This window comes from Minwuia sp., from assembly GCF_048263705.1.
Taxonomy (GTDB): domain Bacteria; phylum Pseudomonadota; class Alphaproteobacteria; order Minwuiales; family Minwuiaceae; genus Minwuia.
In genome coordinates this window covers 24,945-39,740 of the sequence record NZ_JBLXDV010000009.1, presented here as the reverse complement: position 1 = coordinate 39,740, position 14,796 = coordinate 24,945, and the positions used below count along the sequence as shown (strand labels likewise).

Here is a 14,796-nt window from a genome sequence, read left to right as displayed (position 1 = left end):
CGCGCACCCGCTCGCAGGACGGGCATGGCCTGCCATTTGCGTCCCGCTATTTGCGTTTGTGAATGCCTGTTCCCATCTGAATGACAGGGCACGCGTTCACATGAAGTGCCCCGAGCGAAGGAAGTTTCGATGGACCAGCTTGCAGCATCATCCAGTGAGAGCCGAACCGGCCCCCTTTCCGGCACTGCCGAAGGTGCGGACGAAGCGGTCTCGGGCGCAGCAGTGTTCGAGCAGCATGAGACCGTCGTGAATGCGCAGGTCGCGCAGGGCCAGAACGATCAGGTGACGGTCCGCAACGTCTCCGGCGAGGTCGTGGTGATATCGGTGGACGGGACGCAGGGTCCCGTAGTGCCGGGCCAGAAAATGGGGCCGGGCGATGTGATCCTGACGCGCGGTGACGGCGCGCTTGAACTGGCCACGGCAGACGGCACGACGATCTTTTTCGACAGCGAAAGCCGGGTCCTGATCGAGGAACCGGCGACCCTGGCCGGCAAGCCACAGTTCTTCGTCGTCCAGGGCGAGTTTTCCGTCGACAGCACCGGCGGTCCCGATGCACCGGGCAGCGAATTGCTGGTGCGGACACCGGTGGCATCGGTCACCGTCAGGGACGCGCGCATGATCGGCAAGGCCGCGCCCGAGGCACAGGCCAATACCTTCGTCCTGCTGCCCGGTATTGCCGGCGCTCTTGCGGGATCCATCGCGGTCGCCAGTTCAGGCGCGCCGGTGATCATCGACCAGCCCCTGCAGGGCCTGCAGGTGGTGTCGCTGTTCCGCGATCCCAGCCTGCTGACCGATGTCAATGCCGCCACCCTGACGTCGGAATTCGGCGACGGTGTGCTGGCCTATTCGGACGTCGGTGCCATTGCTGAACTGGCCGATACCGACGATCTGGGCGTCTTTGGCCGCCTCAGCGAACTGTTCGGGATCGGCGAGGCGCAGGCCGAGCCCCTGCTGATCGACACGCAGGGTCTGCTGGACGGCGAGGAAGGATCGGACGATGTCCTCAGCGATGACGGGGACGATGTCTTTGACGTCCGCGACAACGACGATGAGGAACTGGTCCTTGATGACGGTGGCGATGACGGCAACAACAATGTGACCTTCGAACAGTTCGACGGCGCGCTGACCATCAGTATCGCCGACGGGGATTTTCAGATCACGGGCGGCGCGGGCGATGACACGCTCACCATCCAGTCTGATCCGGTCAATGAAACGGCGGTTCTGTTCGTCAGCGATGACGCGGGACGGGCGGTACTCGACTTCGACGCGCCGACGGATTCCAATATCATCGTCGATGAGGTTGAGACGATCGCGATCAATCTGGGATCGGGCGGTGACACGGTCACGATCGGGGACCTGTCCAACACCGACATTTCCCAGAACACGGTCAGGCTCGACCTGGGCGCGGGCAATGATACCGTCGAGGCCTCGGCGATCGGGCGCAGCATGGACATATCGGCAGGATCGGGGGATGACCTGATCGCCAGCGGCGACGGCAACGACCGGCTGGACGGCGGTGCCGATACGGATACGGTCGATTATACGAACGCCACTGCTGCGGTGGATGTGGATCTGTCCGCGACCAGCGCGACCGGCTTTGGCAACGACACGCTGACGAACTTCGAGAACGTCATCGGCTCCGCCTTCGACGACACGCTGGCCGGCGATGCGGGCGACAATCGCCTCGATGGCGGCGGCGGCGCGGATACGGCGGACTTCTCAGGCGCTGCGGCGGCGGTCAACGCCGACCTGTTCGCGGATACGGCAACCGGCGACGGCACCGATACGCTGACGGCCATCGAGAATCTGATTGGCTCGGCGGGTGACGATACGCTGACCGGCGACGGCGCTGCGAATGTCATCGCGGGCGGTCTGGGCAACGACAGCATGGACGGTGCTGCGGGAATCGACACGGCCGACTATTCCGGCAGTGCGACAGCCGTTTCGGTCGATCTGGATACTGGTCTGGCCACGGGCGAGGGCAACGACACGCTGATCGGATTCGAGAATGCGACCGGTTCGGCCCAGGACGATGTTCTGGCCGGTAACGCGTCAGCCAACGTCCTGACCGGCAACGCCGGGGACGACACGCTGGCAGGTGCCGGCGGGGCGGATGTTCTCGCGGGCGGTGACGGTACGGACACGGCGGACTTCTCGGCGCTTGTGGCGACGGTGACGGTCGATCTGGATGCCGGATCGTTCAGTGACGGTACCGACACGGGCACCCTCAGCAGCATCGAGAATGTCATCGGCTCCGGCGCGAATGACAGCATCACCGGCGATGCGAACGCCAACGATCTGCGCGGGTCCAACGGCGCCGATACGCTGGCAGGGGCCGGTGGAGATGACACGCTGCAGGGCGAGGTCGGCAATGACAGGCTGAGCGGCGGCGCGGGCGACGATCTGCTCGATGGTGGTGCGGGCGATGATACCGCCGATTTCGGTGCGACCACGGGCGGGGTCACGGTCGATCTCGCCACCGGAGAGGCAACGGGCGAAGGCACCGACACGCTGGTTTCGATCGAGCGCGTCGAAGGCGGTTCCGGTGCAGACAGCATCTCGGGCGACGCAAACGCCAATACGCTCTCCGGCGCTGCCGGAGACGACACGCTGAACGGACTTGGTGGAGACGACCGGTTCGGCTATTCGACCGGCGAGAACGGCAACGATCTGATCTTCGGCGGCGACGGGGCGGGCGACAATCTCCGGCTTGACCTGCTGGATCCGTCCGGCAGCAATGTCACCATCAGCGATGACGGGAACGGCGATGTGCTGGTCGACATGATCGCGCCGCTGAACCAGTCCGCGCTGCTCGATGGTGTGGAGATCGTCAGTGTGATCGGCGCAGACGGCGATGACGTGCTGATCATCGATGATCTGTCGGGTACCGAAATCGGCAATGGCGGCATCGTCGCCAGTCTGGGCGGCGGCGCGGACTCATTGAATGCGGCGGATGCAACGACCGCTGTCAGCGTCGACGGCGGCGCGGGCAATGACACGCTGGTATCCGGTGCAGGCGCGGACACGCTGGCGGGCGGCGACGGCACCGACCTGCTGGACTTCGGCAATTTTGGCGGGGCGGTCACCGTGGATCTGGCGGGCGGGACGGCGAACAGCGCCGCGACGGGAACGGATCAGATCAGCGGGTTCGAGGATGTGCGCGGCGGCGCGGGCGCGGACAGCCTGACCGGCGATGCGCAGAACAACGGCATTCTGGGCGGCGCGGGCGCGGACACGATCTCCGGTGGCGCGGGCAATGACACGCTGCTCGGCGATGCGGGCAACGATGTGATCGACGGCGGTGCGGGTGACGATTCCCTGCTGGGCGATGCGGGCAATGACACGGTCAGTTTCGCGTCTGCGGCGAATGCCGTGAGTGTGGACCTGGCGGAAGGCAATGCGACCGGTGACGGCAACGACACGCTGATCGGATTCGAGGCCGTGATCGGCAGTGCGAACGACGACACGCTGGTCGGCAGCGACAATGACGACACCCTGGATGGCGGTGCGGGCAACGATGACATCGATGGCGGTGCCGGCACGGATACGGCGTCATATGCGACATCCGCGGTCGCGGTGACGGCCAGTCTGGAAACCGGTATCGCCAACAGCGCCGAGGGTTCCGATTTCCTCAGGAATATCGATAATCTGATCGGCACATCGCGCGGTGACAGCCTGACGGGCAATGGCGAGGCGAACGTGCTGGATGGCGGCGCAGGCGGCGACCGGCTCACCGGCGGTGCGGGCGACGACACGCTTCTGGGCAATACCGGCGGTGATACGCTGGTCGGTGGCCTGGGCGATGATTTCTTCGATGGCGGCGTCGGGACGGACACGGCGGACTTCTCCGCCAGCGTGGTAGCGGTCAACGTGGATCTCACCGGCGCGCAGGGCATCGCCAGCGGTGAGGGCAACGATACACTGGTCGCTATCGAACGGATCCTTGGCAGCAACGCCAACGACACGATCAGCGGCGCGGAGGCAGCCGAGAACCTTCAGGGCCGCTCGGGCGACGACAGCATTCTGGGCAATGGTGGCAATGACACGCTGATCGGTGCGGCGGGCGCGGATACGCTGGACGGCGGTGCGGGTGATGACAGCCTCTCCGGAGGCAATGACAACGACCTGCTGCAGGGGGGTATCGGCAATGACACGCTGGATGGCGAATCCGGCAGCGATGTGCTGACCGGCGGCGACGGCAACGATGCCTTCTTCTACGATACCGCCGAGAACCATCAGGACGTGATCACCGACTTCCTGAGCGGCACCGACCGTTTCCTGATCGATCAGACGGCCTTCGGCAATATTGCCGCGAACGGCAGCAACAACCTGATCGACGGGCAGTCCTTCTTCGCAGTCGGCGTGTCGCTGGCGGATGGTGCCATCGATCTCGGCAACGCCGAGGCGTCCTTCGTCTTCGACAGCGACGACAATCTGCACTTCGATCCCGACGGCGGCACGACAGAGAACAGCTTCCAGATCGCGACCGTCACCGATGGCAATCTGTCAGCAACCGATTTCGAGGTCCAATAGTCGTCTCAGTAGGCGGCCAGCGTCAGATCGCCGATCTCGAACAGCAGCCGGAAGCTCTGGGTCAGCGCATCGTAATGCGCGGCCACGGCGCGCGACCGGGCGGCGTTCAGTTCCGCCTCGGCGTTCAGCAGGTTGACCACCGACTCGCGGCCCGCCGTGCGCAGCTTGCGCCGCGCGTTGAACAGTTCGACCGAAATGTTCGCGGCGTTCTCGGCCAGCGTCTGCCGCTCTCTCAGGGTCACCAGGTTCTGCCAGGCCACCTCGACACGCTTGGCCAGTTCCAGGCTCAGCGCGGCGTGGTTTTCCATGGTTTCGGCGATGCGATGGCCCGTTCGCTCGGTCGCGGCGACCGTCCCCAGTCCGTCGAAGATCTCCCAGTTCGCGCGGACCCCCAGGAACACATCCTTGCGGCTGCCCGGAATGCCCTCGAAATCATTCTCGACGGCGCCTTCGGCGACGACGTCGATCTGCGGGAAGAAGTCCGCCATCGCCACCTTGCGCTGCTGCTTCGCCTCGCCGATGGTTTCCTGGCTCTGCTTGATCAACGGGTTTTCGCTCAGCGCCCGGTTGATCGCGGTCTGAAGTTCGGCGGGGATCAGATCGTCGGGCGCGGCGGGCGGGCCCATGGACCCGATATCCGGTGCGTGATTGAAGACCGCGTAATACTCGGCGATGGCTTCGCGCAACTGACCTTCGATCCTGACCCGCGTTTCCTTGGCGGCCTGCAGACGCGATTTCGACTGCAGGACATCGACGGACAGGCCAGAGCCGCGTTTCACGCGCTCGTCCTCCAGCGTCAGCTGCCTGCGGATCGTGGCCTCGGTCTCCAGCGCGATGTCCACCAGTTCGGTCTGTTTCAGGACATTGATGTAGGCCGCCGTGCCACGCAGCAGGATCTGCTGGTTCGCACGTTCGACCCCGTATCCCGCCTTGAACTCACGCGCGATGGCGGTCTTCAGCTGGCCGTCGGTGCGCAGCCCGTCAAACAGTTTCTGGGTGACGGTGAAGCGGCCGACCTCGCGCACCTGTTCGACAGCATCGCCGCCGGTTGCGCGGCGCACGGGACTGTCGACATTCTCGTAGCCGATCTCGCCACTGATCCGAAGCTGGGGAAGGTAGGGCGCGCGGGCCTCGGTCACGCCCGCCGTGGCCTGATCCAGACGCCGTTCCGCCGCGCGCACGTCAGGGTGTCCCTGAAGAAGGCCGCTCAGTTCCTCGGACAGGGGGGCCGCCGTCGCGGGCATGCCCCAGCCCATCGTCAGCATCACTGCGATGATCCGGCCGCGTCGCAACAATTGCCCTTTCCACACCATAAGAACCCAAGCTTTAACCGACGAATCGGCTTTCGTCATCGTCGTTTATCCGATCTATTGCCCGGCGCGCGGGCGTTATGCTCTGACAGCGTGGTTCAAGTTGCAAGACCGAAGGGTCTGTTATCGTCACAAGGATGCCGGCCAAATGCGTGCTGAAGACTGGTTGAAGGAGGTGTTGCGCCCCGTGAGGCGGCGCATCGGCGAGGTCATCGCCTACTCCTTCATCGTCAACCTGCTCGCCATCGCGGTGCCGATCTTCGTCCTGCAGGTCTATGACCGCGTCGTCTTTCACGGCGGCCTGTCGACGCTGCAGGGGCTGGTGATCGGCATGATCATCGCCGTCGCCTTCGACTTCCTGCTGCGGCAGGGCCGGGCCAAGCTGTTGCGGTCCGCCGCCGTCGAGATCGACGTCAATCTGGCGCGCGCGCTTTACAGCCGCATCACGGCGTCGCCCCTGCCCGTGCTGGAGCGCCGTCCGGCTGCCTACTGGCAGGCCCTGTTCCGGGACGCGGACACGGTGCGCAACGCCTTCTCCGGCCTGTCGGCCGTGCTGATTGCCGACCTGCCGTTTGCGCTTTTCTTCGCCGTGGCCATCTTCATCATCGCGGCACCGGTGGGCTGGGTGCTGCTTGCCGTGTTCCCGTTGTTCATCGCGCTGGCCTGGTATTCGGGACGGGTCATGCAGGGGGCGAACGCCGACGAGCGGCGCGCCAGCTACGACCGCGACACCATCACCGCCGAGCTGATCGGGGGCCGGGCGACGGTCAAGGCACTGGCGCTGCGGGAGCCGATGTCGGACCTGTGGGAAGAGCGGCATGCCCGATCGGTCGAGGAATCCGTACGGCGCGGTACCCAGTCGGACACCTTCGTGCACCTGGGACTGGCGCTGACGATCATGACCACCGTTGCGCTGACGACCGTGGGTGCCGTGGCGATCCTGAACCAGGAGCTTTCCATCGGTGCGCTGGTCGCGGCCAACATGCTGGGCGGGCGCATCGTGCAGCCGTTTCAGCAGCTGATCGGCAACTGGCGGACCTACATGGCGACCCGGCAGTCGCTGCGGCGTCTGACGGACTGTTTCGCGACTGCCGAGGAGCCGGACAGGGGCGCCATCAGCGTCGATGTACGTGACGGTGTGCTGTGGCTGGACAATGTGACTTTCACCTACGCCGCGGAACGCCCGCCCGCCGTGAAGGATGCGCGACTGAAGATCGGTGCCGGACTGCACGCGCTGGTGGGGCCCAACGGATCGGGCAAGACCACGCTGCTGAAGCTGATGCAGGGGCTGTATCGTCCGGCCTCCGGGCGGGTCCTGCTGGACGAGGCGGATATCGCACAGTTCGGGCGGGCCGATCTGGCGCGGGCTGTCGGTTATGTCCCGCAGCACACCTTCCTGTTCGCCGGTACGATCCGCGAGAACATCGCCATCGGCAGGCCGGACGCCTCGGATGATCTGATCATCGACGCGGCGCATCTGGCCGGTGCGCATTCGGCCATTTCGGCGCTGCCGGACGGCTATGGCAGTGTCATCGGCGAGGGCGGCATGGACCTGCCCGGCGGCGTACGTCAGCGGGTGGCGATCGCGCGGGCCCTGATCGGCGATCCGCCCGTGCTTCTGCTGGACGAACCGTCGGGCAATCTGGACGCGGCGGCGACCAGAACGCTGGCCCGGAACCTTGCCGCGCTGGGAGATGAGCGAACCATCGTCGTGGTGACCCACAGTCCGGAACTGCTGGATGCGTGCCAGAACATCATCGCCCTGGATGGGGGTCGTATTGTGGCGGCGGGGCCGGCGCGCGATGTCCGCGCCCGGCTGGAAGCGGCGCGACAGCAGGGAGACGCGGGATCATGAGTGCGCTGGACGATCTGACCCGCCGTCACCGCCCGCGCACAATCCTGTGGCTTGCGCGCGCAATCGTCGGGCTGATCCTGTTGCTGCTGATCTGGGCGCTGGTTGCCGAACTGGACGAGGTCGCCGTCGCCAGCGGCACCGTCGTACCGCAGGGCGATGTGAAGACCGTGCAGCACCTGGAAGGCGGCATTGTCGAGGAACTGCTGGTCCGGGAGGGCGACCGGGTGGAAACCGGACAGCCGCTGCTGCGGCTCGCGCTGGGTGTCACGGCCAGCAATCCGCAGGAGCTGCGCGTGCGCGAGGACGGTCTGCTGCTGAAGAAGGCCCGCCTGGAAGCCGAAGCCGGCGGTACCTTCCCGCGATTTCCGCCAGAGGTCGCCGCCCGTCGGCCCGGTGTGGTTCAGGCCGAGCAGCGCGCCTTCGATGCGCGCAAGTCGGAGTTCCAGAGCATCATCGCCGTGCTGAGCGCGCAGGAGCGCCAGAGCACGCAGGAAGCCCGAGAGTTCGCCGCTGCCCGCGACGCGCGGCGGCGCGAACTGGCCTTCGCCGAGGAGGCGCTGGCGACCCTGCGCGACCTGGCAAGGGACGAACTGGTCTCGAAGCTGGAGATCAATCAGAAACAGTCCGAACTGGCCCGGTTGCGCGGCGAGATCGAAAGCCTGAACGCCGCGATCGGACGCGCCAACGAGAGCCGGCGCGAAGCCACCGAGCGCAAGCAGGAGGCCGAGCGGGCCTATCGCCGCGAAGCGCAGGACGAACTTGCGAGCGTCGAGGTCGAACTGGGCTCGATCACCGAGAAACTCACCAGCGCCGACGACCAGCAGAGCCGGACCCTGATCCGCAGCCCCATCGACGGCATCGTGGGTGACATGAAATTCCGCACCCTGGGCGGTGTGGTGGCGCCCGGTCAGCCCATTCTGGAGATCGTGCCCGTGGACGGTCATCTGGTGGTCGATGCCAGGCTGCGTCCCGCCGACCGGGGGTTCGTTGCCGAGGGGCAGTCCGCCACCGTGAAGATCAGTACCTATGACTTCGTCCGGTTCGGCGGTCTGGACGGGACCGTTGTGCGGATCGCGCCCGACGCCTCGATCGACGAGACCGGTTCATCCTATTTCAAGGTGGTGATCGAGACGGACCGGTCCTATCTGGGCGACCGGCCGGGCGACCTGCCGATCAGCGCCGGCATGCAGGCAACCGTGGATATTCAGACCGGGTCACGCTCCGTCGCCAGCTTTCTGCTGCGTCCCGTTCTGAGATTGCGGCAGGAGGCCTTTCGCGAGAGATAAGCCGCTCGCGCGCGATGATGTCCCGCCGGAGAGGAGGCGACGTCAGGTATCTTCGGTCGGCAGGGATCGGGGTGGTATGGCGGCACCGTCGAACAGCATGTCGCAGCGTTGCTCGGCCAGCGCGCGGGCATGATCGGGACTGGCATGCGTGCGCTTGACGATCGAATGGCTCAGGCTGGTTTCGCACTCATGCCGGGCGAGCTGCAACGCGGTCTGCTGCGGTGTCACCTGATCCCGGAACGGGCTGAAGACGGCACTCGCCGACGACAGTGAGAGGACCGCGACACACAACGCACCACAGATTGCGACTGCAGTCACAATATGAGCGCGCTTTCTTTTCTCAGTTTCGCGGTTCAAACCGGTTCTCACCATTCGAAGCATTCGATTGCCGCTCAACTGGCAAGTAGCAGGCCACAGTCTGCAATTGAATTTGCCCGCCGGGAAGTTTGTGCTACGGCGGTTCCGGTGACGATCGCCACACTTGATGCAACGGATGGAACGCGAGCCAGAATGAACCAGATGAACAAGCGCCGGTCGCTCTATCCGCGTCTTGAGCCCTACGACCAGGGACGGCTTCAGGTATCGGACGTCCATACGCTGCACTACGAACAATGCGGCAATCCGAAGGGACTGCCCGTGGTCGTCATTCACGGCGGTCCGGGGGGCGGCAAGAAGCCGGATGACCGGCGGTTCTTCGACCCCTCCACCTATCGCGTGATCCTGTTCGACCAGCGGGGCTGCGGTCTCAGCACACCGCATGCGGAACTCGACGGGAACACGACCTGGGATCTGGTCGCCGACATCGAAAAACTGCGCGATCACCTCGGCATCAGGACCTGGCACGTGTTCGGCGGATCCTGGGGCAGCGCCCTGGGACTGGCCTATGCGGAGAGCCATCCCGACAGGGTGTCGGCCCTGATCATGCGGGGGATCTTCACCCTGCGCCGCGAGGAACTGCTCTGGTTCTACCAGAAGGGCGCGGACGCGCTGTTTCCGGACCAGTGGGAACGCTATGTCGACGTGATCCCCGAAGAGGAACGCGGTGACATGATCTCGGCCTACTATCAGCGCCTGACGTCCGGGGACGAAGCCGTGCGCCTGGAAGCGGCACGGGCCTGGAGCACCTGGGAGGGCAGCACGCTGTCACTGCTGTCGGATCCGGGCCGCGTGGCCGATTTCTCCGACGCCGAGTTCGCCCTGGCCTTCGCCCGGATCGAATGCCACTACTTCGTCAACGGCGGCTTCTTCGAGACCGATGACTGGCTGATCGCCAACGTCGGGAAAATCCGCCACATCCCCGGTGTCATCGTGCAGGGACGCTATGACGTCGTCACGCCGATGATGACCGCCTGGGCCCTGCACAAGGCGTGGCCCGAAGCCGACTTCCGCGTGGTGCCGGACGCCGGACATGCGGGCAGCGAACCGGGCATCATCGACGAACTGGTACGCGCGACCGACCGCCTGCGGAGCCAGCCCGCTCCGGCAGCCTATTGAAGCTGAAATCCCAGGTCTGTCCGGAGGTGGTTTGATGTACCTGTTGCCGCCGCGCCCGTGGGATATTCAGAATGGCCCCCGCACGGAGGCGGGGGTGACGGTTCGGGCGGCGGCGGTTCTGTAGAGAGCCGGACTGCGTCAGGTCTTCCAGGTTCGCGATTGACTCTGGCAAGCACCGGGGGCGGCGGACGAGCCTGCGGATGACACGTCCGCGACATGCTGAGACAGGCCTCCTGCACGAAGGCGGAGGTAACGGTCGGGAAGGTGACGGTTCTGGCGGTTACCGGTCCGGTCCGGACGGATGCTGCCATGCGAACTGATCCGTGCGGTCCGGTTCCGTGCCCGAGACCTCGGTGATCAGCTTGGCGAGCATGGCGCGGGGAAAGTCGTGAAAATCGACAGTCGGGATGACGAAATGGCCGTGCCCGCCGACCACCTCCTTCTCGAAGTAGCGCACCAGCTTCTCCCGGTCCTCGTGCTCGCTACGGTCCTGCAGGATTGGCAGGCCGTTGATGACGATGCCCTGCAGCACGACCAGATCGCGGGCTTCGGCGACATCCACGCCCTGGTTCGACGGATCGTCGCCGGACAGATCGATCACCCGCCGGGTCCCCCGGAACCGGTTCGACGACAGCGCATCCGCACCCTGAAGCAGCGCGTCCCCGATGGCGGTGAAGCTCAGGCCCTTCCACGGCGGCTCGGTCTGTCTGCGCAGGGCGGCGGCGAAGCGGAAGGCGCTTGCGTCATCGCTGATGGCCATCCAGGGGACAGCCAGCAGCTGGTTTTCAGGGCCTGCCCACAGCATCAATGCAACCGCTGCGCTGCCGCCGGGCAGGTTTCTGATCGCGTTGATCAGCCTGGGATGCTCGAACGCGCGGGCGACGCCCTCGATCTGCGACTGATGTTCGGTGAACGTGACGCTGTGGGACACATCCATTGCGATCAGCAGCTCCAGATCGATGGGGACGGACGCAGCCGCCGCATCCGGTACGGCGTTCGATTCCGCCGCGCCCGAAGGCTGGGCCGAGGCGGGCACGACGGACAGCCATCCGGCCATGAATATGATCAGCAAACGGGCAAACATCTCTCGGATGAACATTAAACACGCATTCATATTCTTGCCAAGCAGGCTGCAGTAGGGGAAACTCGAAAGCGATAAACAAGGCAATGGTCACGAAACCGTTGTGATAAGGGAGGATTATTCAATGTTGAAGCGCCTGCTGGGCGTCGCTGTACTTGCAACTCTGCCGTTCGGGGCAGGGGCGCAGTCCATCGACGACCTCAAGAACGATGCGAATACGCCCGACAACGTTCTGACACTGGGCATGGGCTGGGACCAGAAGCGTTACAGCCCGCTGGACCAGATCAATGCCAAGAATGTCAAACGACTGGTGCCGGTGTGGAACTACAGTCTGGGTGACAACCGCGGTCAGGAATCGCAGCCGATCATCCACGAAGGCCGGATGTATGTGACGACACACGATGCGACCCACGCGATCGACGTGCGCACGGGCCGCAACATCTGGGTGCAGAAGTTCGAATATCCGCCGGAGACCCCGCGCATCGTCTGCTGCGGCATCGTCAATCGCGGGGCGGCCATTCTCGACGGCCTGCTCTATCGCGTGACGCTGGACGGATTCGTCGTCGCGCTGAAGACCGAGGACGGGTCCGAGGTCTGGCGTTCGCAGGCCGCCTCCATCGAGGAAGGCCAGTCCATGACCCTGGCGCCCCTGGTCACGCCGTCGGCGGTGATCACCGGTATTTCGGGCGGCGAATACGGCATTCGCGGCTACATTGACGGCTGGGACCTGAAGACCGGCAAGCATCTTTGGCGCCGCTTCACGGTCGCGGGACCGGGCGAACCGGGCCACGAAACCTGGCCGGGCGATACCTGGAAACACGGTGGCGGCCCGACCTGGATCACGGGTTCCTACGATCCGGACCTGAACCTGGTCTACTGGGGCACCGGCAACGGCGGTCCCTGGAACGCCGAATTCCGCAAGGGCGACAATCTCTACATCGCCTCGACCCTGGCGATGCGCCCCGAGACCGGCGAGATCGTCTGGCACTATCAGTATTCGCCGAACGACCCGTACGACTATGACGAGGTCGGCGAAAACATCCTGACCGACATGACCATCGACGGCAAGAACCGGAAGGTCATGATCCATGTTGCCCGCAACGGCTTCCTGTATGTGCTGGACCGCACCAACGGCGAGCTGCTGGCGGCCAACCAGTATGTGAAGCACCTGAACTGGGCCGACGGCATCGACATGAAGACCGGCCGTCCGATCGATTCCGAACTGACCAAGAAGATGCGGGCCGGCGAGGAAATCGTCGTCTGGCCAGGCGCGTTCGGGGGCAAGAACTGGTTCCCGGCGTCCTACAGCCCGAAAACCGGTCTGGTCTACACGAACACGCTGGAAATCGGCATGGGCTACAAGGCCATCGAGCCGAAGCTCGTCAAGGGTACCTTCTATGTCGGTATCGACCTGTCGAAGGCGCTGTTCCACATGAAGCAGGATGAGCCGCACGCCTACCTGCGGGCGCTGGACCCGATGACGGGCGAGGCGAAGTGGGAACATCCGCTGGAGATCGCCAACTGGGGCGGCACCATGGTTACCGGTGGTGATCTGGTCTTCGCGGGTACCCAGACCGGTGAGTTCCAGGCGTTCGATGCCAATACCGGTGAGATGGTCTGGCAGTTCCAGACCGGCTCGGGGATCATCGGCCAGCCGGTGACCTACACGATCGACGGCACGCAGTACGTGACCATCGCGTCGGGTATCGGCGGAGCCTATCGCAACTATGTGCCCCTGCTGGGCGGTGTCGAGGGTGTCGGGTCACCCGAGACCGTCGCCAAGCTGACCTCGGTGCAGCCGGGCGGGTCCTTCTGGACCTTCGCGCTGCTGCCTGAATAGGGTTCGCGGGAATACGGAGAGGGGTCGTCCGCTTGCCGGGCGGCCCCTCGTCTGTCCGGCATGGTTGCGTTTGCCGGTTCAGACGATGTTCAGACGTGACGACAAGGATGTGCCCCGTGATCCACGACGAGGCACTGGAGATTTCATGATGTTCAAGATCACCGGACTGGCCCTTGCGGCACTGGTCATGTCCGCGACGCTGGGGCAGACCCCGGTGCGCGCTGCGGATGCCGATACCGGCAATCAACTCTACCATACCTATTGCTCGGTCTGTCACGGGCCGCGCATGATCAATTCGGGTGCCCGTGCCGCTGACCTGCGCAAGATGAAGCCCGGGGACAAGGCACGCTTCATCAAGGTGGTGAAGGAAGGCAAACGCGGGCCGCGCGGCGAAATGCCGGCCTGGAGCGATATCGTCACCGATGAGGAGATCGACCACATGTGGGCCTATGTGAAGACCAAGGGTAAATGATGCGCGTCGTTCCGCTCCTCGCAGCCCTGGTGTTCTGTCTCTCGGGCCTTGTCGGCGTTGCTTCGGCACAACAGACCCTGACCGTCTGTCTGGAGGAGGATTCGCCGCCTCTGTCGTTCAAGTTCCGCTCCCGGCAGGGCGGCTTCGACCATGGCGTTGCCGAGGAGGTGGCCCGGCGACTGGACATGGGCTTTGCCGTGCAATGGTTCGAGGCCGAGAATGACGAGGAGAACGTGCCCGTCTGGGAAGCCAACGCGCTGCTTTCGGATGGCTTGTGCGATGTGGTCGGCGGATATCCGCTGGTCGCTTCCTCGCTCGGCAAGCCGGAGACCGATCAGGGCGCAATCCCCGAATATGACGGGATGAAGCGGTCCGAGCGCGGGCGGCTGGTGAAGCTGGGCGTGCTGGCCGCCACCGATCCCTACAACCGTGTTTCCTTCGGCGTCTTTCTGGGGCCGGTTCTGAAAGACCTTCAGGTAACGGGCCTGCATGATCTGGAGGGCCGCCGTATCGGCTATGAGGTCGAGACGATGGCCTCGGTCCTGGTGCATCGCTATCGCGGCGGCGTCCTGATCCCCACGGCTGTCAGCATGCGGCAGAGCGAGGGCGTCCTGCCCGCGCTGGCCGACGGCGAACTGGATGCCGCCGTGCTGGAAGTCCACAAGTTCGACAATTTCATGCGCCGCAACGCGGACGCACCGATCCACTTCTCGGGCTACGTGCACCCGCTGGGCATCAACATGGGCTTCGCAATTCTGGAGCGGGATGCCGATCTGGCGTCGCGCATCAATGCGGCGCTGACGGCGATGAAGTCCGACGGCACGCTGGAGAAGCTGGCGCAGAAGTGGCAGATGACCTTCATCAAACCGCAGCCGCCGAAGGTCCTGAAGCGTATCACCCCGGCCATGCTGGCGGGGGAATAGGC

At 64.8% G+C, this 14,796-nt stretch carries 10 protein-coding genes; 7 read left to right on the top strand and 3 right to left on the bottom strand.

Translation table 11 applies throughout. The features are described 5' to 3' along the window. Positions 1-129: 129 nt before the first annotated feature. The gene (locus ACN0X7_RS13555) at positions 130-4,533 is read left to right on the top strand and encodes a beta strand repeat-containing protein (protein WP_417518115.1); all 4,404 of its coding nucleotides are present in this window, start codon (positions 130-132) and stop codon (positions 4,531-4,533) included. Positions 4,534-4,538: 5 nt separating this feature from the next. Here ACN0X7_RS13555 and ACN0X7_RS13550 read toward each other — a convergent pair whose 3' ends face one another. Next, the gene (locus ACN0X7_RS13550; RefSeq protein WP_417518113.1) at positions 4,539-5,828 is read right to left on the bottom strand and encodes a TolC family protein; all 1,290 of its coding nucleotides are present in this window, start codon (positions 5,826-5,828) and stop codon (positions 4,539-4,541) included. A gap of 202 nt (positions 5,829-6,030) precedes the next feature. Between ACN0X7_RS13550 and ACN0X7_RS13545 the strand changes: the two genes are divergently transcribed. Beyond that, positions 6,031-7,698 (top strand): peptidase domain-containing ABC transporter, encoded by a 1,668-nt coding sequence (locus ACN0X7_RS13545; RefSeq protein ID WP_417518111.1) that lies wholly within the window; start codon positions 6,031-6,033, stop codon positions 7,696-7,698. Next, positions 7,695-8,984 (top strand): HlyD family type I secretion periplasmic adaptor subunit, encoded by a 1,290-nt coding sequence (locus ACN0X7_RS13540; RefSeq protein WP_417518109.1) that lies wholly within the window; start codon positions 7,695-7,697, stop codon positions 8,982-8,984. The genes ACN0X7_RS13545 and ACN0X7_RS13540 overlap by 4 nt, the downstream gene beginning before the upstream one ends. A 42-nt stretch (positions 8,985-9,026) precedes the next feature. Here the strand turns inward: ACN0X7_RS13540 and ACN0X7_RS13535 are convergent, their stop codons facing one another. Beyond that, positions 9,027-9,302, bottom strand: a complete 276-nt coding sequence (locus tag ACN0X7_RS13535) for a hypothetical protein (RefSeq protein WP_417518107.1) — start codon at positions 9,300-9,302, stop codon at positions 9,027-9,029. 192 nt (positions 9,303-9,494) lie between these two features. On the opposite strand from ACN0X7_RS13535, the gene pip reads away from it, so the two are divergent. Beyond that, a complete protein-coding gene (gene pip / locus ACN0X7_RS13530) occupies positions 9,495-10,478 on the top strand; it encodes a prolyl aminopeptidase (protein ID WP_417518105.1) in 984 nt (327 codons plus the stop codon). Positions 10,479-10,758: 280 nt separating this feature from the next. Here the strand turns inward: pip and ACN0X7_RS13525 are convergent, their stop codons facing one another. Further along, positions 10,759-11,535, bottom strand: coding sequence for a DUF1194 domain-containing protein (locus tag ACN0X7_RS13525; protein ID WP_417518103.1), 777 nt, complete (start codon positions 11,533-11,535; stop codon positions 10,759-10,761). 148 nt (positions 11,536-11,683) lie between these two features. Here ACN0X7_RS13525 and ACN0X7_RS13520 point away from each other — a divergent pair, with 148 nt between their 5' ends. From ACN0X7_RS13520 to ACN0X7_RS13510, 3 genes are all read left to right on the top strand, one after another. After that, positions 11,684-13,399, top strand: coding sequence for a PQQ-dependent dehydrogenase, methanol/ethanol family (locus tag ACN0X7_RS13520; protein WP_417518101.1), 1,716 nt, complete (start codon positions 11,684-11,686; stop codon positions 13,397-13,399). Between the two features lie 145 nt (positions 13,400-13,544). Continuing rightward, on the top strand, positions 13,545-13,871 hold the full coding sequence (locus ACN0X7_RS13515; protein WP_417518099.1) for a c-type cytochrome: 327 nt from the start codon (positions 13,545-13,547) through the stop codon (positions 13,869-13,871). Next, complete coding sequence (locus tag ACN0X7_RS13510; RefSeq protein WP_417518097.1) at positions 13,868-14,794, top strand: substrate-binding periplasmic protein; 927 nt, start codon at positions 13,868-13,870, stop codon at positions 14,792-14,794. Before ACN0X7_RS13515 ends, ACN0X7_RS13510 begins: the two co-directional genes overlap by 4 nt. Positions 14,795-14,796 lie beyond the last annotated feature (2 nt).

Bases quoted from the DNA above. Each gene is read 5' to 3' on its own strand.
- ACN0X7_RS13520 (WP_417518101.1), top strand. From the start codon at position 11,684: ATGTTGAAGCGCCTGCTGGGCGTCGCTGTACTTGCAACTCTGCCGTTC.
- ACN0X7_RS13540 (WP_417518109.1), top strand. From the start codon at position 7,695: ATGAGTGCGCTGGACGATCTGACCCGCCGTCACCGCCCGCGCACAATC.
- ACN0X7_RS13510 (WP_417518097.1), top strand. From the start codon at position 13,868: ATGATGCGCGTCGTTCCGCTCCTCGCAGCCCTGGTGTTCTGTCTCTCG.
- ACN0X7_RS13525 (WP_417518103.1), bottom strand. From the start codon at position 11,535: ATGGCCGGATGGCTGTCCGTCGTGCCCGCCTCGGCCCAGCCTTCGGGC.
- ACN0X7_RS13515 (WP_417518099.1), top strand. From the start codon at position 13,545: ATGATGTTCAAGATCACCGGACTGGCCCTTGCGGCACTGGTCATGTCC.
- ACN0X7_RS13555 (WP_417518115.1), top strand. From the start codon at position 130: ATGGACCAGCTTGCAGCATCATCCAGTGAGAGCCGAACCGGCCCCCTT.
- pip (WP_417518105.1), top strand. From the start codon at position 9,495: ATGAACCAGATGAACAAGCGCCGGTCGCTCTATCCGCGTCTTGAGCCC.